Origin of the sequence: Pandoraea morbifera, assembly GCF_902459575.1 — a bacterium.
GTDB lineage: Bacteria > Pseudomonadota > Gammaproteobacteria > Burkholderiales > Burkholderiaceae > Pandoraea > Pandoraea morbifera.
On the sequence record NZ_CABPSD010000010.1, the window covers coordinates 57563 to 80797 of the forward strand.

The following is a 23235-nucleotide window of genomic DNA, read 5'->3' on the forward strand; positions in this document are numbered from 1 at the left end:
AGGCGTCTGGCCTTGCTTGAAGAGGTTTGAATGGCGAGCATCAACGTAGCCCAATTTGCTGCAGAACTGAAAATGCCGGCCGGCGTGTTGCTGGAGCAACTCAAGGCCGCCGGCGTGGACAAACTCAGCGCCGACGATTCACTGACGGAAGCCGACAAGGCCCGTTTGCTGGAACACCTGCGCCGCGCCCACGGCGCGGGCGACGGCGACAAAAAGAAGATTACTCTGACGCGTCGCCAGACTTCGGAAATCAAGCAAGCCGACGCAACCGGCAAGGCACGCACGATTCAGGTGGAAGTGCGCAAGAAGCGCACTTTCGTCAAGCGTGACGACGTGGCCGAAGGCGTGGACAGCGCAGCCGCCGCGGCGGAAGACGAAGCGCTGCGTCAGCGCGAGGAAGACGCACGCCGTGAGGCGGAGCGCCTGGCGGCCGAGGCTGCCGAGCTCAAGCGTCGCCAGGAGCAACTGGAGCGCGAGGAAGCCGAGCGCCGCGAGCGCGAAGAGAAGGAAGCTGCCGAGCGCCGTGCGCGCGAGGAAGCGGACCGCGCAGCCGCAGCCAAGGCGGCCGAAGAGCAAAAGGCGAAGGCGGCGGAGGCCAAGGCCGATGCCGAAGCCGAGAAGGCGGCCACTGTCGATGCCGAAAAGGCGGCCAAGGCCGAAGCGGAAAAGGCCGATGCCGACAAGGCCGCTGCCGCCAAGGCCGAGGCCGAGCGCGAGCAGGCACGAAAGGCCAGCGAGGAAGCGCGCGCGGCCGCCGAGAAGGCCAGTGCGGCTGCCGACAAGGCGCGTGCCGAAGAAGAGGCCATTCGCAAGCGTCGTGCCGCGGCGGAAGCCGAAGCGCGTGCGATTCGCGAAATGATGAATGCTCCGCGCCGTGTGCTCAAGGCACCGGAGCCGGCACCGGCGGCTGCCGCGGCGGCCAAGCCGGAGGCGAAGGGTACGCTGCACAAGCCGGCCAAGCCGGAGGGTGCCGCCGCCAAGCCGGCGGACAAGAAGCCGGCCGCTGCTGCCCCGGCAACGACGACGGCCGGTGCGGCCGACAAGAAGGACAAGAAGGGCGGTGCCTGGCAGAAGGACGCCGATAACCGCAACAAGCGCGGCGGCATGAAGACGCGTGGCGACACCAGCGGTGGTTCGGACGGCTGGCGCGGCGGTGGTCGTGGCGGGCGTCGTGGCGACCGTCATGCGCAGGACGACCGTCAGGCATTCCAGGCGCCGACCGAGCCGGTGGTGCGCGATGTGCACGTGCCGGAGACGATCAGCGTTGCCGATCTCGCGCACAAGATGTCCGTCAAGGCTGCGGAAGTCATCAAGCTCATGATGAAGATGGGCCAGATGGTGACCATCAACCAGGTGCTGGACCAGGAAACGGCCATGATCGTGGTCGAGGAACTGGGCCACCGCGCCATTGCCGCGAAGCTCGACGATCCGGAAACGTTGCTGGATCTCGGCAACGAGGCGACCGAAGCGGAGGCGCTGCCGCGTCCGCCGGTGGTGACCGTGATGGGTCACGTCGACCACGGCAAGACCTCGCTGCTGGACTACATCCGGCGCGCCAAGGTGGCGGCAGGCGAAGCCGGCGGGATCACGCAGCACATCGGTGCGTATCACGTCGATACGCCGCGTGGCACGGTGACGTTCCTCGACACCCCGGGTCACGAGGCCTTTACGGCCATGCGTGCGCGCGGTGCCCAGGCAACGGACATCGTGATTCTGGTGGTGGCGGCCGACGACGGTGTGATGCCGCAGACGAAGGAAGCGATTGCCCACGCGAAGTCGGCCGGTGTGCCGATCGTGGTGGCGATCAACAAGATCGACAAGCCGGAAGCCAACCCGGACCGCGTGAAGCAGGAACTTGTGGCCGAAGGTGTGGTGCCGGAAGAGTACGGTGGCGATTCGCCGTTCGTGCCGGTGTCGGCCAAGACGGGTACGGGTATCGACGATCTGCTCGAGAACGTGTTGCTGCAAGCCGAAGTGCTGGAGTTGAAGGCACCGGTGGACGCGCCGGCCAAGGGCATCGTGATCGAAGCGAAGCTCGACAAGGGCAAGGGTCCGGTCGCCACGATTCTGGTGCAGTCGGGCACGCTCAACCGCGGTGACATGGTACTGGCGGGTCAGGCCTACGGCCGCGTGCGCGCCATGCTCGACGAGACTGGCAAGAACGCGAAGGAAGCGGGCCCGTCGATCCCGGTGGAAATCCAGGGTCTGTCGGAAGTGCCGGGCGCGGGTGAAGAAGTGCTGGTGGTGCAGGACGAGCGCAAGGCGCGCGAAATCGCGCTGTTCCGTCAGGGCAAGTTCCGCGACGTGAAGCTGGCCAAGCAACAGGCCGCCAAGCTCGAGAACATGTTCGAGCAGATGGCCGAGGGCGAAGTCAAGACGCTGCCGCTCATCATCAAGGCAGACGTTCAGGGTTCGCAGGAAGCGCTCGCGCAGTCGCTCAACAAGCTCTCGACGCCGGAAGTGCGCGTGCAGATCGTTCACGCGGCGGTGGGTGGCATCAGCGAAAGCGACGTCAACCTGGCCACGGCTTCGAAGGCCGTCATCATCGGCTTCAATACGCGTGCCGATGCGCTGGCGCGCAAGCTGGCCGAGTCGAACGGCATCGACATTCGCTACTACAACATCATCTACGACGCCGTGGATGAGGTGAAGGCGGCGATGTCGGGCATGCTGGCGCCCGAGAAGAAGGAAGAGATCACGGGTCTCATCGAAGTGCGTCAGACGTTCCGTGTGCCGAAGGTCGGTACGGTGGCCGGCTGTATGGTGCTCGACGGCTTCGTCAAGCGTTCGTCGCACGTGCGTGTGCTGCGCGACAACGTGGTCATCTTCACGGGCGAGCTCGATTCGCTCAAGCGCTTCAAGGATGACGTGAAGGAAGTCAAGTCCGGCTTCGAGTGTGGTCTGTCGGTGAAGAACTTCAACGACATCACGGAAGGCGACCAACTGGAAGCGTTTGAAATCACGGAAGTTGCGCGCTCGCTGTAACGCGGTCGACACAACGGATGTGGAGTGGCCCACCGAGCCGGGAAACCGGCGGCGTGGGCCATTGCATTATTAGCGAGTTTGTTATGGCAAAGAAACGTGGCGTTCCGGGTCGCAATCTTCGTATCAACGACCAGATCCAGCGCGATCTGTCGGAGTTGATTCAGCGCGAAGTGAAAGACCCGCGCATTGGTCTGGTCACGCTGCAAAGCGTGGAAGTCACGCCTGACTATGCGCATGCGAAAGTGTTTTATACGACGCTGACCGGCGATCCCAAGGCCACCGGTGAGGCGCTCAACGAGGCGGCAGGCTACCTGCGCAATCTGCTGTTCAAGCGTTTGCACATTCATACCGTGCCGACGTTGCATTTCCACTTCGACCAGTCGATCGAACGCGCGATCGAGATGTCGCGCCTGATCGATACGGCCAACGCCACGCGCGCGAGGGACGAGGCGGGCGAAGGCAGTGACGAAGGCAGCAAGGACGGCGACGAGAAGTAAGCCGTCGATCGACATGCGCAACCTGCCGGGCTGGCCCATGCCAAGCCCGGTGGCGTTGCGATGCCCGTGCGCCGCGCTGCTGACAGCGTGACGGGGCAGGCATTGACTCCCACCCGAATTTCTCAGGCAATCTCCGCACCATGACGGACCCGCGTTCGCAGGCACCCCGCCAAAAGCTCCCCCGTTTCGCACTCGACGGCGTGTTGTTGCTGGACAAGCCGCTCGGCCTGTCGTCCAACGATGCCCTGATCAAGGCCAAGCGCTTGCTTCAGGCGCTCAAGGCAGGTCACACGGGTACGCTCGACCCATTGGCGACCGGGTTGCTGCCGCTGTGTTTTGGTGAGGCGACGAAGTTCTCGCAGGACTTGCTCGAGGCCGACAAGACCTACGAAGCGCACGTGCGCCTGGGGGAGACGACCACGACGGGCGACGCCGAAGGCGAGGTGCTGCAAATCCGCCCGGTGACGGTGGACGATGCGGCGATTCGCGCCATATTGCCGCGCTTCACTGGTGTGATTTCGCAAGTCCCGCCGATGTACTCGGCGCTCAAGCGCGACGGCAAGCCATTGTACGAATACGCACGCGCGGGACAAACGCTCGAGCGAGAGGCGCGCGAGGTCACCATTCATGCGCTGGAGATGACGCAAAGCGCACTGTCGCAAGCGAACGAATTCACGTTCCGCGTGACGTGCAGCAAAGGCACGTACGTGCGCACGCTAGCGGAAGACATCGGGGAAGCGTTGGGGTGCGGCGCTCACCTGCGCGGTTTGCGTCGCACGGCGGTGGGGCCGCTGACGCTCGATGGTGCCGTCACGCTCGAAGCCTTGAGCGCGCTGGATCACGCGCAACGCGTGGCGAAGCTCGCTCCGGTCGATGCGTTGCTCAAGACGCTGCCCGCGATCATGCTCGACGAAACGCTGGCGCGGCGCTTCAGTCACGGCCAGCGCCTGCGACTCGACGAAACCCGCTGCCCGACGCCGTTGCGTGCTTGCGCAGCCGCGCACGGCGAGATCGAAGTCAAGGTCTACACAGAGGCCACGAGCGAAGCCGCTTCAAGCTTGCTGGGTGTTGCGCGGCTTGATGGCGAAGCGTTGCTCACACCGCAGCGACTGCTCAAGACCCAGTCATCGTGACCGTGCCGGGCGGCGAGCGGACGACGCCAGTCACCCGTCGTCAATGTCGCGTGGCCATGTCGGGCCGTTTGCGGTGCCCCCATGCACCGCGGCCCGCATCAGCGCGCCGCGGGCGCACGCGCCGATGCCGGACGAGGCCCGTGCCGCTCGCCTTCAGCTTGCAACATTCTCCGGCTTGAGCTCGACGATGGCGTCGAGCGCTGCCTTCACGTCCATGGCGTACTTCGCCAATGCCTTCTGTTCTTCGGTCTTCGGCTCGAACGACGGCACGCTTACCGGGTGGTTGCTCTCGTCGACCGCGACGAACACCATCAGGCAGTCCGTCGTCTGGCGCAATTCGCCCCACTTCGGATCGCCGGCGTGAACCGACACGTGGATGTGCATGCTGGTGCGGCCCGTGGCAACGATGCGCGCACGCAGCTCCACCAGATTACCCACCAGAATCGGACGACGAAAACGAATGTTGCCCACGCTTACCGTGACGCAATAACGTCCTGACCACGTTGCGGCGCAGGCGTAGGCCACCTCGTCGATCCATTTCATCAGGGAGCCGCCGTGCACCTTGCCGCCGAAGTTGACGGCGGCCGGTTCGGCCAGGAAACGGAAGGTGATCTCGGAGCGGTCGTTCGGGTTCTGCGGGACGGTCATGGTGCGTGTTGTCGGGGACTGATGGATCGTGTCCGGGCGCGGCAAAATGTCGCGTCGGCGGGGATGCGCAATGATACTGCGATTGGTCGCGTCCTGCCCGTGCCCGTCAGGGCTTGGATCGTCCGTTCGTTCCCGGCGCATGACTGCCGATCGCATGGCGGCCCTTTGCGACATGCCTCGGACCGGCGGGCGCGCTATCTGCAAGCGCGCCGGCGTCGATGTGGCGCACAGTGGACGCGACGTCGCGTGGCGGGCGTGGGCCATGCGTCCCGACGGCCCGACGGGACGCATGGCGACGGGAGGTGCTTCATGATCACGTGTGCCGGCAGCGCGTGCCGCGTCGCGCCGGAGACGCCGCCGTTTCCCTTGGCGGATCGAGCGCGGGTCGACGTGTGCCCATCGGATTCTAACGTTCATACCGATACGGCCGTCGATGCCCGAGCGCGCCCCGCAGCGTCCGCGCAAGCGGGGGCGTCCATCGAGCGGCTCGATGAAGACACGCATGCACAGTTGCGCGCATTCCGCCTGCGTGGGCGGGACGCCCGCGAGGCGGCGAGCACTCACGACGAGATGCGCGTGCTTGTCGACGGCGAATCGACGGAAGGGGCAAACGACCGTTCGAGCGGTGACGCGGCCCGTGAGGCCGGGGGCTTACCGCCCACCGCCGCCGTGTCGTGCTTGATGCCGGATGGCGCCATGCCGCGGGCGGTTAATCGGCCCGGTCATGCCTGTCCGGTGCGCTGTGCCGTGTTGCTCACCCACGCCGCCAGCGTTGGCGTCCAATTGGTCAGCGTTGCATCGCCGTACGTGGCGCCCGACATTTTTGCGAGACTTGGGGGCGCGCAGGTGTGCGAGCGAGTGCGTTCGTCCGCGACGCTCGAGGCCCGGGGCGGGCGATGCCAGGTGCTGCGCATCGGCAGCGCGATATTCACCCCGGGCATGATGGTGGCGCCGTACTTTGCGCTGCTTGCGCTGGGCGATCTCGTTTGCTGGGCTGTCGAGTTTCACCGCCCGGGCTCGTTGCCGTTTCAGGGGGACAGCCTTGCCAACCTGGTGCACTGGCTCAACGCGCGGGGCGTGTTCGAGCGTGCGTGCGCCGTCCTCGGGACAAATGACGCCGCAATACCCGCCGCCGTCAAGCGAGTGCGCTTGCTGGAACGTAGTGTTGCGAAACTGCGCGCCGCACTTGACGCGCATGACGATCCTCTCTGGCAAAAGACGCTTGCGACCCGAATTCGTCTCGTGTCTACCGGGGTCTTCGTCTGGCTGATCGCCCGCCTGCCGTTCAGCGACGAGGTGAGCGGTTTGCCGAAAGGCTTGCCCGAGTTTTACCAGTGGCTCGAGAAGGTTGGCGGTGGAACGAAGCTGGCCGCGGCCGCGTGCGAGTCGCTCGTGTCGTCGCACCCGAGCGCGGAGGCTGACGCCACCATGGAGGACGAACTGGTGTGCGTCCGCGTCGACCCGCGCGGCGTTGCGCCGACGGTCGAGGCGGATTCCCCATAAAAAAACCCCGCCAGCTTCAGCGGGGTTCAAGAAGTGCCCGGTCGTACAGAGCAGGTCCGGGCACTCGGGGGGAAGTCGGGGAATCAATGCGCGCCTGCCGCGGCGTCGGCGCCACCGCCACCACGGATCGGGCGCGTGATCCAGACCATCGCGATCATCAGCACGAACAGCGCGGCCGAGATCCAGAAGATGTCATTGGCACCGAGCATGGCCGATTGTTGCGTAACCATCCGGTCAATGAAACCATTGGCCTGCGGCGTCGTCATGCCAAGCTGATTGAGCGTTTGCACCGAGCTGTTGAATGTCGGATCGTACGGCGTGAGATGCTCGGTCAACTGCGCGTGATGCAGGGTGATCCGGTTGTCCCAGACCGTCGTGGCGATCGACGTGCCGACGGCCCCGCACGTAATGCGTACGAAGTTCGACAGACCGGCGGCGGCCGGAATCCGATGCGGCGGCAGGCCGGACAGGATGATGGCCGTGAGCGGGATGAAGAACATCGACATCGGCACGCCCTGCAGGAAGGTCGGAATCATCAGCGTGCGCGTGTCGACCAGCGTGTTGAAGTGTGAGCGCATCAGGAACACGAGCGCGAACAGCAGGAACGAGACGGTCACGACCCAGCGCGCGTCGAGCTTGGGCAGGAACTTGCCGATCACCGGCGACAGGATGATGGCGAACAGACCCACCGGGGCCATCACCAGGCCGGCTTCGGTGGCGGTGTAACCGAGGTAGATCTGCAGCCATTGAGGCAGGATCACCAGATTGCCGAAGAACAGTCCGTAGCCCACCGAGATCGCCACCACGCCGCCCGTGAAGTTGATGCGCTTGAAGAGCGTGAGATCGACCACCGGATGCTGCTCCGTAATCTCCCAGATGACGAAGAAGCAGAACGACACGAGGGCCACCAGCGCGAGGATCACGATGGTTGACGAATTGAACCAGTCGAGTTCCTTGCCCTTGTCGAGCATCACCTGCAGCGAGCCCACCCACAGCACGAGCAGGGCCAGTCCGACGGTGTCGATCGGTTTGCGCTGTGTCGGCGTTTCCCGCTTGGCGTAGATCATCCACGTGACATACGCCGCGGCGATGCCGACCGGGATGTTGATGTAGAAGATCCAGGGCCAGTGGTAATTGTCGGAAATCCAACCGCCGAGAATCGGCCCCATGACCGGAGCGACGAGTGTCGTCATACCCCATAGGGCGAGCGCCATCGAACTCTTCGCCGGCGGATAGCTCGAGAGCAGCAGCGATTGCGAGAGTGGAATCATCGGTCCTGCCACGGCGCCTTGCAGCACGCGCGCCGCAAGCAGGAATTCGAGCGTGGGCGCCATGCCGCACAACCACGACGCCAGCACGAACAACAGGATCGAGGTGATGAACAGCCGCACCGCGCCAAAGCGTTCCGTCAGCCAGCCCGTGAGCGGCACCGAAATGGCGTTGGCAACGGCGAACGATGTAATCACCCAGGTGCCCTGGCTCGACGAGACACCGAGGTCGCCGGAGATGGCGGGGATCGATACGTTGGCAATCGAGGTGTCGAGCACGTTCATGAACGTGGCGAGCGACAACGCAATGGTGCCGAGTACCAGCTGGCCGCCCGTGAGCGGGACAGGAGCGTTTTGATTTGCCATGAGATGTCAAAGGGGGTGGGGGCACCCCCCTCCCGATTTACAGGGGGCGTGCGCGGGCCGGCTGATTGCGCGTGTCGCTGGCGCCACCGGGGGCCGATCCTGCCGGACCTGCGTTCTCGGTGATGATCTTGGCGACGATATCGTCGGCGTCGTGGCCGACCTTGTCATACACATCGGTCGAATAGACCGGCAGGGCGGGAGCTTCGCCCAGTTCCTTGCCGTCGGTATTGCGCACGTTCACCTTGACCTGCATCGACAGGCCGACGCGCAGCGGGTGCGCCTGCAACTGCTTCGGATCGAGCGCGATGCGCACCGGCAGACGCTGGACGACCTTGATCCAGTTGCCCGTGGCGTTCTGCGCCGGCAGCAGCGAGAACGCACTGCCGGTACCCGCCGAGAAGCCGGCGACCGTGCCCTTGTATTCCACCGACGAGCCATACACGTCCGCCGTGAGCGTGACCGGCTGACCCACGCGCATGTGCGCGATCTGCACTTCCTTGAAGTTGGCGTCGACCCACACCTGGTTGAGCGGCACCAGCGCCATGAGCGGCGCGCCGGTGGCCACACGCTGGCCGACCTGCACGGAGCGCTTGGCCACATAGCCGTCGACCGGCGCCGGAATCGAGGTGCGGGCGTAGTCGAGGTAGGCGGCGCGCACCTTCGCGGCGGCCTGCTGCACGTTCGGGTGCGTCGTGACCGACGTCTTGTCGGTGAGTGCCTTGTTCGACACCAGTTGGGCGCGGGCCTGCTCGAGGGCGGCGCGCGCGGACTTTACGGCGTCCTGGGCGTGGGCGAGTTCTTCGCGCGACACGGCACCCGTGGCGATCGCCATTTCGCGGCGCTTCACGTCAGCCTGAGCCTTGGCCAGCTCCGACTCGCGCATGGCCACCGTCGCCGCGTACGCATCGTTGTTCACGAAGTACGTGCGCACCTGACGCACCGTCTGGGCGAGGTTGGCCTCGGCTTGCAGCAGCGCCACGCGGGCGTCGGTCTGGTCGAGCGTGACGAGCGGCTGTCCGGCCTTGACCATCTGGGTGTCGTCGACCTTCACCCCGGTCACGGTGCCGGCCACCTGCGGCGTGATCTGCACCACGTTGCCCGCGACGTAAGCGTCGTCGGTGTCTTCATAGTAACGCGCATACAGCGCGTAATAGGCGCCGTAGCCGATCGCGGCAATCGCGATCACGGCCGTCAGCGTCAGCATCATGCGGCGGCGCTTGCCGTTGCCCTGTGCCGGCTGGGCAGGCGCTTGTTGTTGGTTCTCGCTCATCATTTGCTCCGTACGAATCTCTTAATGTGCTTTGACGTTGTCTGTTCTGTGTGACGGGGGCCGTTCAGTGCGTTTGCGCGGCGCCACCCTCGGCCTTGGCCGGGGGCTCCTGCCCCACAACGAGGCCTGCGGCCTGTGCATCGAATCCGCCGCCGAGTGCCTTGATCAGGCCGATCTGCTGGTCGCGCCGGGCGCTGTCGATATTCACCCGGGCCTGTTCCTGCGCGAGCAGCGACGATTCGGCGGCGAGCACGGTCAACTGCGGCGTCAGGCCGGCCTTGTAGCGATCGACGGCGAGATCGTAGGCGCGCTGCGCGGCTTCCTGCGCCACGCGCTGCGAGACCATCTGCTTGTCGGCCGAACGAATCGACGACACGCGGTCCGCGATGTCGCCGAGCGCCTTGTTGAGCGTCGAGTCGTAGTTCGCCACGGCGCTTTCATATGCCGCGTACTGGCCCTTCAGGTTGGCGCGCAGCCGGCCGCCGTCGAAGATCGGCAGCGAAATGACCGGACCGGCCTGAATGTTCTGGCTGCTGGCGTTGAGCAGCTTGCCCAGTCCGAACGTCGAGAACGAGAAGGCGGCATTGAGATTGACGTCGGGATAGAAGCGGGCCTTGGCCACGTCCACGCCCTTGAGCTGTGCTTCCACGCCCCAGCGCGCGGAGACGATGTCCGGGCGGCGGCCGAGCAGCGCAAGCGGCAGGTTGTCCGGCAGGGCGGGCGTGGGCAGATTGGCAAGCGTCGGTCGCGCAATTTCCAGGCCGCGATCCGGCCCCTTGCCGAGCAGCACGCCCAACTGGTGACGCGTGAGCAGGATCTGGCCGTCGAGTTGCGCGATCTGGGTCTGGATGTCTGCCGTGTTGCTGTCGGCCTGCTTCTGCTCGACCTGCGTGTCGAGGCCCGCGCGTACACGATCAGCCGTGAGCTTGCCGAGATTCTCACGCTGTTTGGCAACGCGCTCGAGGACGTCGTGCAGGGCGTATTGCTGTGCCAGCTGGTTATACGAACGCGCCACGGCGGTGGCCAGCGCGAGCCGCACCTCCTGATCTTCGGCCTCTTCCGCGCGCTCGGCCGACGTGGCCTGGGCTCGGGCCGCCCGATTCTTGCCCCAGAGGTCGAGCTCCCACGATAGCGAAGCGGTCAGGTCGCCCTGGGTGAACCACGTGCCGCCATAACCCGGCGGATAAATGGTGTTCTCCGTGAACTTCTCGCGGTAGACGTCGCCCTGGAAGCCCACCGAGGGCAGCAGGGCCGCGGCGGCGCCTTCGGCCTGGGCCTGCGCGGCCTTCAGACGGGCGGCAGCCATGGCCAAGTCGGGGTTGCCGGCAAGCGCCTCGTCGATCAGGGACACGAGTTGCGGATCGCCAAAACGGTTAGCCCAATCGGTGCCCGGCCATTGTCCGCCTTCGGACGGCAGGCTGCGCTGGGTCTGATACTGATCGGGGGTGCTGATCTGCTTGTCGCTATGGATGCCGGCGAAGTTCGCACAACCGGCAAAGCCCAGCGTGACGACCGCCAGGCAGAGGGCGGAAATTGCTGAGCGGACCCGCGGACGCGGGAGGAAAAGTGAGGCCGCTTTCATCGCAAAACCTTTACGAGTGAAGTCTTCTACTGACATTAATCGGGAATTCTGGCTTGCTCGAGCGCGTGAAATCGTGGACTCGGCATGCTTTTCTTGAGCCGTTGGCGGGGACGCGTCGTCATCCGGCTTCGCCGTTGACGATCACACGTCGCAGCAAGCTCTTCAGAAATCCCACTTCTTCCGGGGTAAAGCCCTGCAAGAGATGATCGGCGGCGCGTACGAAGATGTCCGGCATGCGGTCGGCCATCACATGGCCGGCCTCGGTGGCGCTCAGGTTCACCGTGCGGCGATCCATCTTGCTGCGCTCGCGCTCGAGCAGGCCGTGCGCCTCGAGCCTGTCGAGCAGCCGGGTCACGGCGCTCGCGTCGATGCAGTAATCGCGCGCCAGATCGGCCGCTGTCTTGCTCTTGCCGGTCGCGACCTTGTACAGCATGGTCGCCTGGGTACTCGTCAACCCGTACTGCGACGTCTCCTTGGTCAATTCCGCGAGGATCAACTGACGCACGCGGGCGACCAGATACCCGAGGGAATCGTCGATGTCGTAGGCGTTGCGCGGGGGATCGCCGTGCGGCGCGTCGGGCTGCGACGTCGGCGCGGTCGGGGAAATGGAGACTGGCGGTTCGGACATGTTTCGTGTTGCTGCAATAGTTGACTAGTCACGATTATAGCGCTCACTTAATAAATTGCAAGGCAATGCAATAGTTGACTAGGCAAATACTTGGCGGGAATGGGGTGGGGAGGCGCCGGATGCTGCATGGCGGCAGCCGGGGCGCCGTTCGGGAGGTTGGCCGCCGGCCCAAATGACCGCATGGATTTCGGGACGCGGCACCCGTCGGCGACGCCGCGCGTTGTTGCATCGCAGAAAGGCCATGACGCCAGACATGCGCAAGTGGTAGAATCGCGGATTCTCCAAAGGCTTTTTCGAGCACCTTCTTCATGACCCGCGCTCTCCGTAATATCGCCATCATCGCGCACGTCGACCACGGCAAAACCACGCTCGTCGACCAGTTGCTGCGCCAGTCGGGCACCTTCCGCGAAAACCAGCAAATTGCTGAACGCGTGATGGACTCGAACGACATTGAAAAAGAGCGCGGCATCACGATCCTCGCCAAGAACTGTGCCGTCGAATATGAAGGCACCCACATCAACATCGTCGATACGCCGGGACACGCCGACTTCGGCGGTGAAGTCGAGCGCGTGCTCTCGATGGTCGACAGCGTGCTGCTGGTGGTCGATGCCGTCGAAGGCCCGATGCCGCAAACGCGCTTCGTCACGCGCAAGGCCCTGGGCCTTGGCCTGAAGCCGATCGTCGTGGTCAACAAGATCGACCGTCCGGGCGCACGTCCGGACTGGGTCATCGACCAGACCTTCGACCTGATGGACAAGCTCGGCGCGACGAACGAGCAGCTCGATTTCCCGGTGGTGTACGCCTCGGCCCTGAACGGCTTCGCGAGCCTCGATTCGAATGTGCGCGAGGGCACGATGAAGCCGCTGTTCGACGCGATCCTCGAGCATGTGCCCGTGCGCGACGCCGATCCGGACGCGCCGCTGCAACTGCAGATCAGCTCGCTCGACTACTCGACGTTCGTTGGCCGTATCGGTATCGGTCGTATCACGCGCGGCCGCATCAAGCCGGGCCAGCAAGTGGTGATGCGCTCGGGCCCGGACGGCGAAATTCTCAAGCGCAAGATCAACCAGGTGCTGACCTTCAAGGGGCTGGAGCGCGTGATGTCGGAAGACGGCGCGGAAGCGGGCGACATCGTGCTGATCAACGGTATCGAAGACGTGGGCATCGGCGCCACGATCTGCGATGTGGATACGCCCGAAGCACTGCCGCTGCTGACTGTCGACGAGCCGACGCTCACGATGAACTTCTGCGTGAACACGTCGCCGCTGGCCGGCCGCGAAGGCAAGTTCGTGACGAGCCGTCAGATTCGCGATCGTCTGGACAAGGAACTGAACCACAACGTGGCGCTGCGTGTGAAGGACACGGACGAGGATTCCGTCTTCGAAGTGTCGGGCCGTGGCGAGCTGCACCTGACGATTCTGATCGAGAACATGCGCCGCGAGGGCTATGAACTGGCCGTGTCGCGTCCGCGCGTGGTGCTCAAGGAAATCGACGGCGTGAAGCACGAGCCGTACGAAATGCTGACCATCGATGTGGAAGACGAACATCAGGGCGCGGTCATGGAAGAAATCGGCCGTCGCAAGGGGGAAATGCTGGACATGGTGTCGGACGGCCGTGGCCGTACCCGCCTCGAATATCGCATCCCGGCGCGTGGCCTGATCGGCTTCCAGGGCGACTTCCTGTCGATGACCCGTGGCACGGGCCTGATGAGCCACATTTTCGACGCCTACGCACCGCTCAAGGATGGCTCGCTGGGCGAGCGTCGCAACGGCGTTCTGATCTCGCAGGACGATGGCGCTGCCGTGGCCTATGCGCTGTGGAAGCTGCAGGACCGCGGTCGTATGTTCGTGTCGCCGGGCGATGCCCTGTACGAGGGCATGATCATCGGTATCCATAGTCGCGACAACGACCTCGTGGTCAACCCGATCAAGGGCAAGCAGCTCACGAACGTGCGCGCGTCGGGTACCGACGAAGCCGTGCGTCTGGTGCCGCCGATCGCCATGAGCCTCGAATACGCCGTCGAGTTCATCGACGACGACGAGCTGGTCGAAGTCACGCCGCAAACGATCCGTCTGCGCAAGCGCTTCCTCAAGGAGCACGAGCGTAAGCGTGCGTCGCGCGAAGAGAAGTAAAAGCCGGCGATGGTTTCGGTGTGCGACGGACCCGGGGCCGCCGCGTATCGACGCCAGTCAGTTGGAAAGAAAGCCGGTGCCTAGCACCGGCTTTTTTTTCGCATCCCACTTTGCCATTTCTAAAGCCCCCGTTTCCGATATGACCGAATTCATTCGCACCGAAATCCGTGGCCGCATCGGCTTCATTACCCTGACTCGCCCGAAGGCGCTCAACGCGTTGTCGCACGACATGATTCGGGCGATGGCGTCGGCACTCGACGCCTGGCGCGACGACCCGCAGGTGCTGGGTGTGGTCCTGCAGGGGGAGGGCGAAAAGGGTTTGTGCGCGGGCGGCGACATTCGCTACTTCCACGAGGCCGTGAGCGTGGGTCGCACCGACATCATGGATTTCTTTACCGACGAATACCGGCTGAACTACGCGATCGCCACCTATCCCAAACCGTATATCGCGCTGATGGACGGTGTGGTGATGGGCGGTGGCATGGGGATCTCGCAAGGGGCCGCACTGCGTATCGTGACCGAGGCCACGCGCATGGCAATGCCGGAAACGGCGATCGGCCTGTTTCCCGATGTCGGCGGCGGCTACTTCCTCGCGAATCTCGCCGGCCATCTCGGGGAGTATCTCGGTACCACGGGTATCGTATTCGGTGCCGTCGATGCCTGCGAAATCGGTCTGGCCGATGTCGTGCTGCCGCGCGCGTTGCTGCCAGTGTTGTGTGACCGGTTGGCGAACGGGGCGTGGGACGACAGCGACGCCGTACTTGATGCGGCACGCACGTTCGTGCGCGAAAGCCTGCCGCCCGCAGGGCTCGCACCGGGCAAGCTCGCACCGCTGCGCGATGTCATCGACAGCCACTTCGGTCTGGCCGACATGCCGACAATACTGAAATCGCTCCAGCGCGAGGCGCGCTGCGAGTATTCTGGCTGGGCGCAGGAAACCGAAGACCTGTTGCGCGCCAAACGTTCGCCGCTGATGGTATGTGTGACGCTCGAGCAAGTTCGCCGCGCACGACACATGTCGCTGGCGGACGATTTGCGAGAAGAGTGGTTGATGATGCGTAGTGTCTTCAACCTCGATGGCCGCAGCGGGGCCGAGGGTGTGGAAGGGATCCGTGCGATGGTCGTCGACAAGGATCACAAGCCGCGTTGGCAGCATGAGCGCATCGAGGACGTGAAGCCCGCGGACATCGCGCGATTTTTCGACGGCGAGCGTCGAGGTGCGGACCATCCGTTGCGCGACCTCGGGCAATAGCCGGCAGCACCGCGCTCGCCGGGGTGACGCGTCACACGGCGGCCTGACAGAATTGCTCGCCCACGGCCTGATCGAGCTTGCGGCAGACATCGGCGATGCTGCCGACCATCACGATATGCGACACGTCGCGATACACACGGACATCGTGGGCGCCTGCCGATGCGGCGAGATCGCGTCGCGGCAGTTCGCGCACATCGCGCGACGCCTTGACGGCCTTGCCCGCGGGACACACGCGACGCGATGCCGATGCGGCCGCAGCCACGAGCGTGCGGGGCAGGGCGGTGGTGCGCGTGCGGGCAGGCACAGTGTAGGAGCGGGCGATGGCGGGCGCCGAAGCGTAGGGTCCGGAAAGCGCGGAGAGGCCGTAGACCGCCGACAGCCGGGTCTGCGACGTCGCATGAACGCGCGGTTGACCAAACGACGTACGCAGCAAACCAAAGAGTCGAGCCATGATGCAATCCTTCTTCGAATGTGGGTCTGAGGGAGCGCGTCCCGCCGCGTTCTTACGAATCGCGAGCGCAGCAGGGCACGGGCGCCGGACCCAGCCCGGCGCAGTCGGAAAAGCAAAGTCTTCTGGGAGTCGGGGGCGGCGCCAGGTAACGCCGATCCCGTGATCGCGCTTAGAGGTCGTTGTTGCGAATCAGGCCGACCGCAATTCCTTCCAGCGCAAAGTCGCCGCTGCCCTCGTCGACGTTGATATTCTCGAAGTCGGGGTTCTCGGCAATCAACTCGACCCCGCCAGGCACGCGATGGAAACGCTTGACGGTGACGTCGTCGCCGATACGCGCCACCACGATCTGGCCCTCACGGGCGTCGGCCGCCTTCTGCACGGCCAGCAGGTCGCCGTCGAGAATGCCGGCGTCGCGCATCGACATCCCGCGCACCTTCAGCAGGTAGTCGGGCTGGCGCGCGAACATGTTCGGGTCGCACTGGAAATTGCGTTCGATGTGCTCCTGCGCAAGGATCGGGCTGCCCGCCGCGACTCGGCCGACGAGCGGCAGCGACAATTGCATCAGGCCCATGTGTGGCAACGTGAACTGATGCGAACCGCCGGCTTCGTCCAGACGCTTGAGGCGGATGCCGCGCGATTGCCCGGCGGCCAGTTCGATCACACCTTTGCGCGCCAGTGCCCGCAGATGCTCCTCCGCGGCGTTGGCGGAAGAGAAGCCGAGTTCGGCGGCAATCTCCGCACGCGTTGGCGGAAAGCCGGTGCGTTCGATGGCTTGCTGAACCAGTTCGTAGACCTGCTGTTGACGGGCGGTAAGTTTGATCATGGCATCACTGTATGGAAGCACAGGTGGCTGTATTTTTGTACAGTGTTTGCAAAAAGGCAAGGGAAAACTTCATGTAGTGCATGAGGTTCATGCGCTTTTGCCGCCTCTTGCGCCGTTTGCAACGTTGCCGCCCGGCATGCGTTCCGCGCGGCGATCGTCTTCAGCCCCCAATCTCTAATCCATATTCCGGCATAAACAAAAGCAAAAATATTATTTTTAATTATTTAGATGCCCTCATAGACTGGCCTCCTACACACGCGAAGCAAACCAGGAGTGCAAGTCATGAGCAACGCAGCACGGGGATGGAAAGCAAACAAGCTGGCAGTCGCGCTGGGCGCACTGGCGCTTGCCGCGACGATGACGGTGCAGGCGCATGCGGCGAGTCTCTCGCTGCTCAACGTATCGTATGACCCGACGCGCGAGCTTTACGCGGACTACAACAAGGCATTCGAAGCCTATTACAAGCAGGTCGCCGGCGACACGGTCACGGTCAAGGCGTCGCACGGGGGCTCGGGCAAGCAGGCCCGCACCGTGCTCGACGGGGCACCGGCCGACGTGGTCACGCTCGGCATCTCGGCCGACATCGATGAACTGGCGCAGGCCGGACTGGTGGGCAAGGACTGGCAGAAGCGCTTGCCCGACAACGCCACGCCCTACACGTCAACCATCGTGCTGCTCGTGCGCAAGGGCAATCCCAAGCAGATCAAGGATTGGGGCGATCTCGTCAAGCCGGGCATCAGCGTGGTCACGCCGAACCCCAAGACGTCGGCCGGCGCGCGCTGGAACTACCTCGCTGCGTGGCTCTACGCCCTCAAGCAGCCCGGCGGCAACGAGCAGAAGGCGCGGGACTTCGTCAAGGCGCTCTACAAGAATGTCGGCGTGCTCGATTCGGGCGCGCGCGGCGCCACGACCACCTTCGTCGAGCGCGGCATCGGCGACGTGCTGATCGCGTGGGAGAACGAGGCACTGCTCTCGGTGAAGGATCTTGGCCCGGACAAGTTCGACATCGTCGTGCCGTCCTCGTCGATTCTGACCGAACCGCCGGTCGCCGTGGTCGACAGGAACGTGGACAAGCATGGTACCCGCAAGGTCGCCGAGGCGTATCTGCAGTGGCTCTACTCTGCGCAGGGGCAGGAGATTGCCGCCAGACACTTCTATCGTCCGCGTTCGCCGGAAATTGCAAGGAAGTACGAGGCGCAGTATCCGAAGCTGCGGCTCTACACCGTCGACGCCGACCTGGGCGGCTGGACGAAGACGCAGGCGAAGCATTTTGCCGACGGCGGCATCTTCGACCAGATCTACACCAGGAAGTGAGCGACGCGCGCTTGAGGATCCTCGCATGAGTACCGCATGGTTTCCGGTTTGGCGAAAGCCCAGCGCCTTGCCCGGCTTCGGCCTGACGATGGGCTACACCGTGGCATATCTGAGCCTCGTGGTGCTGGTGCCGCTGCTGATGATCTTCGTCAAGGCGAGTTCGCTCGACGCGGCGAGTTTCGTGGCCGCCGTGAGCTCGCCGCGCGTGCTGGCGTCGTACCGCCTCACGTTCGGCATCTCGCTCGCGGCCGCCGTGCTCAACGCCGTGTTCGGCCTCGTCCTGGCATGGGTATTGGTGCGTTACACCTTTCCCGGCAAGCGCTTCGTCGATGCATTGGTCGACCTGCCGTTCGCGCTGCCGACGTCGGTGGCCGGTATCGTACTGGCCGCAATTTATGCCCCCAACGGCTGGATCGGACGCTGGTTCGAGCCGCTCGGCATCAGGATTGCGTTCACGCCGCTGGGCATCTTCGTGGCGCTCACGTTCATCGGGCTGCCGTTCGTGGTGCGTACGCTCCAACCGGTGCTCGAAGCGTTCGAGCGCGAACAGGAGGAGGCGGCCGCGTGCCTGGGCGCCACGCGTTGGCAAACGTTGCGTCGCGTGATCCTGCCGGCGGTGCTGCCCGCCCTGCTGACCGGTTTCGCGCTGGCCTTCGCGCGTGCCGTTGGCGAGTATGGCTCGGTGATCTTCATCGCGGGCAACATCCCGATGGTTTCGGAAATCACGTCGCTGCTCATCGTCACCAAGCTAGAGCAATTCGACTATGCGGGCGCTGCCGCGCTGGCCGTGGTGATGCTGGCGATCTCGTTCGTATTGCTGCTTCTGATCAATACCCTGCAATGGTGGCTGCAACGCCGCCATTCGGGACGCCGCGTCGGCGGCGCATGACTTCGGAGAACGTCCAGAGCATGTCCGATTCCCTCGCAATTTCGCGCGCCATGCCGCAGTCGGTACACACGCGCAAGGCCGATCCGACCGACGAGCCCGCGCTCGTCAAGGTGTTGCTCATCGCGGTGGCGCTCGTGTTCTTCGCGCTGTTTCTGGTGTTGCCGCTCGCGTCGGTCTTCGTGACCGCGCTGGGCAAGGGCGTGACGGCGTACCGGGCAGGGCTGACGAACGACGATGCGCTTGGCGCCATGCGCCTGACGCTGTCGATCGCGGCGATCGCCGTGCCCCTGAACCTGGCGTTCGGCGTGGCGGCCTCCTGGGCGATCGCGCGTTTCGAATTCAAGGGCAAGAGCGTGCTGACCACGCTCATCGACTTGCCGTTCTCGGTCTCGCCCGTGATCGCCGGCATGACGTTTCTGCTGATCTTCGGTCGTCAGGGGCCGCTGTGGAATTTCCTTGAGGCGCACGACCTGAAGATCGTCTTCGCGCTCCCGGGACTGGTGCTGGCGACGGTGTTCGTCACGTTCCCGTTCGTTGCGCGCGAGCTGATTCCGCTGATGCAGGCGCAGGGCGGCGAGGAGGAGGAGGCCGCCCGCGTGCTGGGGGCGAGCGGATGGCAGGTGTTCACACGCGTGACGCTGCCCAAGATCAAATGGGGCTTGCTGTACGGCGTGATCCTTTGCAACGCGCGCGCCATGGGCGAGTTCGGTGCGGTGTCGGTGGTCTCCGGCCACATTCGCGGCGAGACCAACACGCTGCCACTGCACGTGGAGATCGAATACAACGACTATCACACGGTCGGGGCGTTCGCGGCCGCCTCGGTGCTCGCGCTGCTAGCCCTGGCCACGCTGGCATTGAAACTGTGGGCTGAGCGCAAGCTGGCGCAGGACAAGGCGGCGCGTCGCGAAGACGCCTTGCCGGCCTGATCGGCAACGCCCCGACATTGGATTGAGGAGCAGGACAGATGAGCATTCAGGTACAGCAGGTTTCGAAGCGCTTCGGCGAATTCGCGGCGCTGGACGACGTCAGTCTCGAATTCCCCACCGGCGAGCTGGTCGCGCTGCTCGGGCCGTCGGGATGCGGCAAGACCACCTTGCTGCGCATCGTGGCGGGCCTAGAATTTGCCGACGCGGGGCGCGTGGTGCTCAACGGCGAGGACGTGGCGTCAGTCGGCACCCGCGAGCGCGAAGTTGGTTTCGTGTTCCAGCACTACGCGTTGTTTCGCCACATGACGGTGTTCGAGAACGTGGCATTCGGCCTGCGTGTGAAGTCACGCCGCGAGCGGCTGTCGGACACGCAGATTCGCCGCAAGGTGCATGAGTTGCTCGGCCTCGTGCAACTCGACTGGCTGGCCGATCACTACCCGGCGGAACTCTCGGGAGGGCAGCGTCAGCGCATCGCACTCGCGCGCGCGCTGGCCGTCGAGCCGAAGGTGTTGCTGCTCGACGAGCCGTTCGGCGCGCTCGACGCCAAGGTTCGCAAGGAATTGCGCAGCTGGCTGCGCCGGCTGCATGACGAGCTGCACATCACCACGATCTTCGTCACGCACGATCAGGAAGAAGCGCTCGACGTGGCCGACCGCATCGTGCTGATGAATCGCGGCGCGATCGCGCAGATCGGCGCGCCGCAGAACGTCTACGACACGCCGCGAAGTGCCTTCGTCTACGAGTTTCTCGGTTCGGCGAATCGTCTGCCGGGCGAACTGCGCACGAGCGATTTCATCGCGGACGCCGGGGCGTATCGCGTAACGGTGCCCGTGCAGGATTTGCCTGTGACCGCGCGCGACGGACGAGCGATCGCCTATGTGCGCCCCCATGACCTCGCGCTGCTGCCGTCGAGCGACCGCGGCCCGGGCATCGATGTCGCGGTGCGCCGCGCGATCCCGCTCGGAGGCACTGTGCGCGTCGAGCTTGCCGCGCCCGGCAACGTCGTTTGGGAGGCCGAGCTGACGCGGGCAGGCTGGCAGGCGCTTGGCGCGCACGACGGCGCGGCGCTCAGGGCCGTGCCCCGTCATCTGCGGGTGTTCTGCGCACAGCCGTGAAGCGTGTGGTGGGGGGGGCATCGCGACGACGGGCGCAAGGCGTGAAGCCAGCGGAACACGCCGGACACGCGGAACAAGCGGAACAAGCGGAACAAGCGGAACAAGCGGAACAAGCGGAACAAGCGGAACAAGCGGAACAAGCGGAAGCGACTCCGCGACGCATCGCGAACAAGACAGGATACGTCGTGCGCCGGGCGTTGCCCGGCGCCGGGACAGGAAAGCCACAGGGCGGAGTGACATCATGAATTTTCAGCAATTGCGCTACGTGCGTGAAGCGGTGCGCCAGAACCTCAACCTGACGGAAGCGGCGAGCGCGCTTTACACGTCGCAGTCGGGGGTGAGCAAGCAGATCAAGGACCTGGAGGACGAACTCGGGGTCGACGTGTTCGTACGCCGCGGCAAGCGTCTCACGGGACTGACGGAGCCGGGCAAGGCAGTGCTGCAGGTCATCGAGCGCATGCTGCTCGACGCGGAGAACCTGCGCCGTGTGGCGCGGCAATTCGCCGAGCAGGACAGCGGTCACCTGGTCGTCGCGACCACGCACACGCAGGCGCGTTACGCGCTGCCGCAGGTCATCAAGCAATTCACGAGTGTGTACCCGAAGGTGCACCTCGCGCTGCGGCAGGGCAGCCCGCGGCAGATCGCGCAGATGGTCATCGACGGCGAGGCCGACATCGGCATCACCACCGAGGCGCTCGACCGCTTTCCTGACATCGTCACGTTCCCGTGCTACTCGTGGCATCACGTGGCGGTCGTGCCGAAGGGGCATCCGCTGGTTGGCCGCGAGAATGTCACGCTTGCCGACATTGCCGAATATCCCATCATCACCTATGACGGCGACTTCACGGGGCGTTCGCACGTGGACAAGGCGTTTTCCGAGCTGGGCTTGGTGCCGGATATCGTGCTGACCGCGCTCGATACGGACGTGATCAAGACGTACGTCGAACTCGGGCTGGGGGTGGGCATCGTGGCGGCAATGGCCGTCGATCCCCGCAAGGACCAGGATCTGGCGGTGCTGGCGCTCGATAACGCCTTCGAGCCGAGCACCACGCGCATCGGCCTGCGCCGCGGCGCGTTCCTTCGGTCCTACGCCTACCGATTCATCGAGATGCTCGCACCCGCACTCAAGGAGCGGGAAATTTCGACGCAACTGCGCGAAGCGCTGGAATTCGCCGCCTGATGGGCGCGTGACGCGTGATTGGCTCGCGCCGGGGGGGGCTGGCACCGGCGCGGCTGCATCTCGCTGCGGTGCAATATCGATCCGGCGCGGCCGCGAGATCGATATTTTCAGCGATTGGGCAGCGCCGCAGTATTGGATACAATCGCTGACATGACCCTGACCTCATTCAACCCCATTCCTCATTACACCGTGACGTCGGGCGACCTGCCGCGCATTGCCGTGCTCGCCACCGGCGGCACGATCGCGGGCAGCGCGCCCGATGCCACGCGCACGGCCGGCTATCAGGCGGGCGCGCTCGGTGTTCAGGACCTGCTCGCGGCGGTGCCGGCGTTGGGCAGTGTGGCGCACATCCATGCGGAACAGGTTGCGCAGATCGACAGCAAGGACATGAGCGTGGCGCTCTGGCAGAAGCTTGCCGCACGCGTGAACGCATTGCTCTCGCAGCCGGACGTCGCCGGTGCGGTCATCACGCACGGGACCGACACGCTCGAGGAAACCGCGTATTACCTGCATCTGACGGTCAACAGCCGCAAGCCCGTGGTGCTCACGGCGGCCATGCGACCCGCCACGGCACTGTCGGCGGACGGCCCGCTCAATCTGCTCAACGCCGTGCGCGTGGCGACCGATCCGATTTCCGCCGGACGCGGCGTGATGGTCGCCATCAACAATCAGATCCACTGCGCGCGCGACGTCATCAAGACGAGCACTTACAAGGTCGATGCGTTCCAATCGCCGGAGATCGGCGTGCTGGGCTGGGTTCAGGACGAACGCGTGGCCTTTCAGCGCGCGCCGTTGCAGTACCACACGGTGGAGAGCGAGTTCGTGGGCCTCTCGGGCGAGTTGCCGGCGGTGGAGGTGGTGTCGAGCTATGCCGGCGTCTCACGCATTGCCGTGGATGCGCTCGTCGAGGCAGGCGTGCAGGGCATCGTGGTCGCGGGCACGGGCAACGGATCGCTGCACTCGCTGTTGCAGCAGGCGCTGGCCGAGGCCGTGCAGCGCGGTGTGACCGTGGTGCGCTCGGCGAGAGTGGGCAGCGGACACGTCATGCGCAACGGCGCGGCGCCCGACGATCAGTACGGTTTCGTGAGCGCCGGGAATCTGCACCCTTTCAAGGCGCGGGTACTGCTCATGCTGGCGTTGCAGGCGGGCGTGCCGAGCGAGCGCATGCAGAGCGTGTTCGACGAGTATTGAGTCGCCGTCGGCGGCGCCGCGCGCACCTGCCCGGGGCTGTGCGTTTCGCGCGCTGCGCGCAAAAAAATACGGCGCCGTCGGG

Annotated in this window: 19 protein-coding genes; 12 read left to right on the forward strand and 7 right to left on the reverse strand. The window is 64.8% G+C overall.

Translation table 11 applies throughout. The features are described 5' to 3' along the window. The first annotated feature begins 30 nt into the window (after positions 1-30). From infB to truB, 3 genes are all read left to right on the forward strand, one after another. On the forward strand, positions 31-2985 hold the full coding sequence (gene infB, locus PMO31116_RS16660) for a translation initiation factor IF-2 (RefSeq protein WP_063599251.1): 2955 nt from the start codon (positions 31-33) through the stop codon (positions 2983-2985). Between the two features lie 83 nt (positions 2986-3068). After that, the gene (gene rbfA, locus PMO31116_RS16665; protein WP_025249283.1) at positions 3069-3482 is read left to right on the forward strand and encodes a 30S ribosome-binding factor RbfA; all 414 of its coding nucleotides are present in this window, start codon (positions 3069-3071) and stop codon (positions 3480-3482) included. A gap of 140 nt (positions 3483-3622) precedes the next feature. Beyond that, a complete protein-coding gene (gene truB / locus PMO31116_RS16670) occupies positions 3623-4615 on the forward strand; it encodes a tRNA pseudouridine(55) synthase TruB (RefSeq protein WP_150567719.1) in 993 nt (330 codons plus the stop codon). A gap of 153 nt (positions 4616-4768) precedes the next feature. Here truB and PMO31116_RS16675 read toward each other — a convergent pair whose 3' ends face one another. After that, the gene (locus PMO31116_RS16675) at positions 4769-5263 is read right to left on the reverse strand and encodes an acyl-CoA thioesterase (RefSeq protein ID WP_023596333.1); all 495 of its coding nucleotides are present in this window, start codon (positions 5261-5263) and stop codon (positions 4769-4771) included. A 309-nt stretch (positions 5264-5572) separates the two neighbouring features. On the opposite strand from PMO31116_RS16675, the gene PMO31116_RS16680 reads away from it, so the two are divergent. Beyond that, entirely contained in the window at positions 5573-6766 is a 1194-nt protein-coding gene (locus PMO31116_RS16680) for a hypothetical protein (protein WP_150567720.1), read from the forward strand. Positions 6767-6849: 83 nt separating this feature from the next. Here the strand turns inward: PMO31116_RS16680 and PMO31116_RS16685 are convergent, their stop codons facing one another. From PMO31116_RS16685 to PMO31116_RS16700, 4 genes are all read right to left on the reverse strand, one after another. Beyond that, a complete protein-coding gene (locus PMO31116_RS16685; protein ID WP_150567721.1) occupies positions 6850-8400 on the reverse strand; it encodes a DHA2 family efflux MFS transporter permease subunit in 1551 nt (516 codons plus the stop codon). A gap of 37 nt (positions 8401-8437) precedes the next feature. Further along, positions 8438-9670 carry an HlyD/EmrA/EmrK family protein gene (locus PMO31116_RS16690; RefSeq protein WP_150567722.1) on the reverse strand — a complete coding sequence of 411 codons (1233 nt, stop codon included), beginning with the start codon at positions 9668-9670 and terminating at the stop codon, positions 8438-8440. A 64-nt stretch (positions 9671-9734) separates the two neighbouring features. Beyond that, on the reverse strand, positions 9735-11252 hold the full coding sequence (locus PMO31116_RS16695) for an efflux transporter outer membrane subunit (RefSeq protein ID WP_150567723.1): 1518 nt from the start codon (positions 11250-11252) through the stop codon (positions 9735-9737). A gap of 118 nt (positions 11253-11370) precedes the next feature. After that, positions 11371-11880, reverse strand: coding sequence for a MarR family winged helix-turn-helix transcriptional regulator (locus tag PMO31116_RS16700; protein ID WP_150567724.1), 510 nt, complete (start codon positions 11878-11880; stop codon positions 11371-11373). 308 nt (positions 11881-12188) lie between these two features. Between PMO31116_RS16700 and typA the strand changes: the two genes are divergently transcribed. Together typA and PMO31116_RS16710 are read left to right on the forward strand one after the other, a co-directional pair. After that, the gene (gene typA / locus PMO31116_RS16705) at positions 12189-14012 is read left to right on the forward strand and encodes a translational GTPase TypA (protein ID WP_150567725.1); all 1824 of its coding nucleotides are present in this window, start codon (positions 12189-12191) and stop codon (positions 14010-14012) included. A 139-nt stretch (positions 14013-14151) separates the two neighbouring features. Continuing rightward, on the forward strand, positions 14152-15264 hold the full coding sequence (locus PMO31116_RS16710; RefSeq protein ID WP_150567726.1) for an enoyl-CoA hydratase/isomerase family protein: 1113 nt from the start codon (positions 14152-14154) through the stop codon (positions 15262-15264). A 31-nt stretch (positions 15265-15295) separates the two neighbouring features. Here PMO31116_RS16710 and PMO31116_RS16715 read toward each other — a convergent pair whose 3' ends face one another. Next, positions 15296-15715 (reverse strand): hypothetical protein, encoded by a 420-nt coding sequence (locus tag PMO31116_RS16715; RefSeq protein ID WP_150567727.1) that lies wholly within the window; start codon positions 15713-15715, stop codon positions 15296-15298. A gap of 169 nt (positions 15716-15884) precedes the next feature. Next, positions 15885-16538 (reverse strand): transcriptional repressor LexA, encoded by a 654-nt coding sequence (gene lexA, locus PMO31116_RS16720; RefSeq protein ID WP_024788530.1) that lies wholly within the window; start codon positions 16536-16538, stop codon positions 15885-15887. 282 nt (positions 16539-16820) lie between these two features. On the opposite strand from lexA, the gene PMO31116_RS16725 reads away from it, so the two are divergent. The 6 genes from PMO31116_RS16725 to PMO31116_RS16755 all read left to right on the forward strand — a co-directional run bounded on the left by PMO31116_RS16725 (position 16821) and on the right by PMO31116_RS16755 (position 23153). Further along, a complete protein-coding gene (locus tag PMO31116_RS16725) occupies positions 16821-17852 on the forward strand; it encodes a sulfate ABC transporter substrate-binding protein (protein ID WP_150567728.1) in 1032 nt (343 codons plus the stop codon). 25 nt (positions 17853-17877) lie between these two features. After that, positions 17878-18741: a sulfate ABC transporter permease subunit CysT gene (gene cysT / locus PMO31116_RS16730; RefSeq protein ID WP_150567729.1), complete on the forward strand. Its 864-nt coding sequence runs from the start codon at positions 17878-17880 to the stop codon at positions 18739-18741. Beyond that, entirely contained in the window at positions 18738-19667 is a 930-nt protein-coding gene (cysW, locus tag PMO31116_RS16735; RefSeq protein ID WP_425494802.1) for a sulfate ABC transporter permease subunit CysW, read from the forward strand. Before cysT ends, cysW begins: the two co-directional genes overlap by 4 nt. A gap of 38 nt (positions 19668-19705) precedes the next feature. After that, on the forward strand, positions 19706-20782 hold the full coding sequence (locus PMO31116_RS16740; protein WP_150567731.1) for a sulfate/molybdate ABC transporter ATP-binding protein: 1077 nt from the start codon (positions 19706-19708) through the stop codon (positions 20780-20782). A 241-nt stretch (positions 20783-21023) separates the two neighbouring features. Continuing rightward, the gene (locus tag PMO31116_RS16750; RefSeq protein WP_150567733.1) at positions 21024-21962 is read left to right on the forward strand and encodes a CysB family HTH-type transcriptional regulator; all 939 of its coding nucleotides are present in this window, start codon (positions 21024-21026) and stop codon (positions 21960-21962) included. Between the two features lie 150 nt (positions 21963-22112). Further along, the gene (locus tag PMO31116_RS16755) at positions 22113-23153 is read left to right on the forward strand and encodes an asparaginase (protein WP_150567734.1); all 1041 of its coding nucleotides are present in this window, start codon (positions 22113-22115) and stop codon (positions 23151-23153) included. The last annotated feature ends 82 nt before the right edge of the window (positions 23154-23235 follow it).

Bases quoted from the DNA above. Each gene is read 5' to 3' on its own strand.
- PMO31116_RS16710 (WP_150567726.1), top strand. From the start codon at position 14,152: ATGACCGAATTCATTCGCACCGAAATCCGTGGCCGCATCGGCTTCATT.
- rbfA (WP_025249283.1), top strand. From the start codon at position 3,069: ATGGCAAAGAAACGTGGCGTTCCGGGTCGCAATCTTCGTATCAACGAC.
- cysT (WP_150567729.1), top strand. From the start codon at position 17,878: ATGAGTACCGCATGGTTTCCGGTTTGGCGAAAGCCCAGCGCCTTGCCC.
- PMO31116_RS16740 (WP_150567731.1), top strand. From the start codon at position 19,706: ATGAGCATTCAGGTACAGCAGGTTTCGAAGCGCTTCGGCGAATTCGCG.
- PMO31116_RS16685 (WP_150567721.1), bottom strand. From the start codon at position 8,400: ATGGCAAATCAAAACGCTCCTGTCCCGCTCACGGGCGGCCAGCTGGTA.
- truB (WP_150567719.1), top strand. From the start codon at position 3,623: ATGACGGACCCGCGTTCGCAGGCACCCCGCCAAAAGCTCCCCCGTTTC.
- infB (WP_063599251.1), top strand. From the start codon at position 31: ATGGCGAGCATCAACGTAGCCCAATTTGCTGCAGAACTGAAAATGCCG.
- typA (WP_150567725.1), top strand. From the start codon at position 12,189: ATGACCCGCGCTCTCCGTAATATCGCCATCATCGCGCACGTCGACCAC.
- PMO31116_RS16755 (WP_150567734.1), top strand. From the start codon at position 22,113: ATGACCCTGACCTCATTCAACCCCATTCCTCATTACACCGTGACGTCG.
- PMO31116_RS16725 (WP_150567728.1), top strand. From the start codon at position 16,821: ATGAGCAACGCAGCACGGGGATGGAAAGCAAACAAGCTGGCAGTCGCG.
- PMO31116_RS16675 (WP_023596333.1), bottom strand. From the start codon at position 5,263: ATGACCGTCCCGCAGAACCCGAACGACCGCTCCGAGATCACCTTCCGT.
- PMO31116_RS16690 (WP_150567722.1), bottom strand. From the start codon at position 9,670: ATGAGCGAGAACCAACAACAAGCGCCTGCCCAGCCGGCACAGGGCAAC.
- PMO31116_RS16695 (WP_150567723.1), bottom strand. From the start codon at position 11,252: ATGAAAGCGGCCTCACTTTTCCTCCCGCGTCCGCGGGTCCGCTCAGCA.
- cysW (WP_425494802.1), top strand. From the start codon at position 18,738: ATGACTTCGGAGAACGTCCAGAGCATGTCCGATTCCCTCGCAATTTCG.
- PMO31116_RS16700 (WP_150567724.1), bottom strand. From the start codon at position 11,880: ATGTCCGAACCGCCAGTCTCCATTTCCCCGACCGCGCCGACGTCGCAG.
- PMO31116_RS16680 (WP_150567720.1), top strand. From the start codon at position 5,573: ATGATCACGTGTGCCGGCAGCGCGTGCCGCGTCGCGCCGGAGACGCCG.
- PMO31116_RS16750 (WP_150567733.1), top strand. From the start codon at position 21,024: ATGAATTTTCAGCAATTGCGCTACGTGCGTGAAGCGGTGCGCCAGAAC.
- lexA (WP_024788530.1), bottom strand. From the start codon at position 16,538: ATGATCAAACTTACCGCCCGTCAACAGCAGGTCTACGAACTGGTTCAG.
- PMO31116_RS16715 (WP_150567727.1), bottom strand. From the start codon at position 15,715: ATGGCTCGACTCTTTGGTTTGCTGCGTACGTCGTTTGGTCAACCGCGC.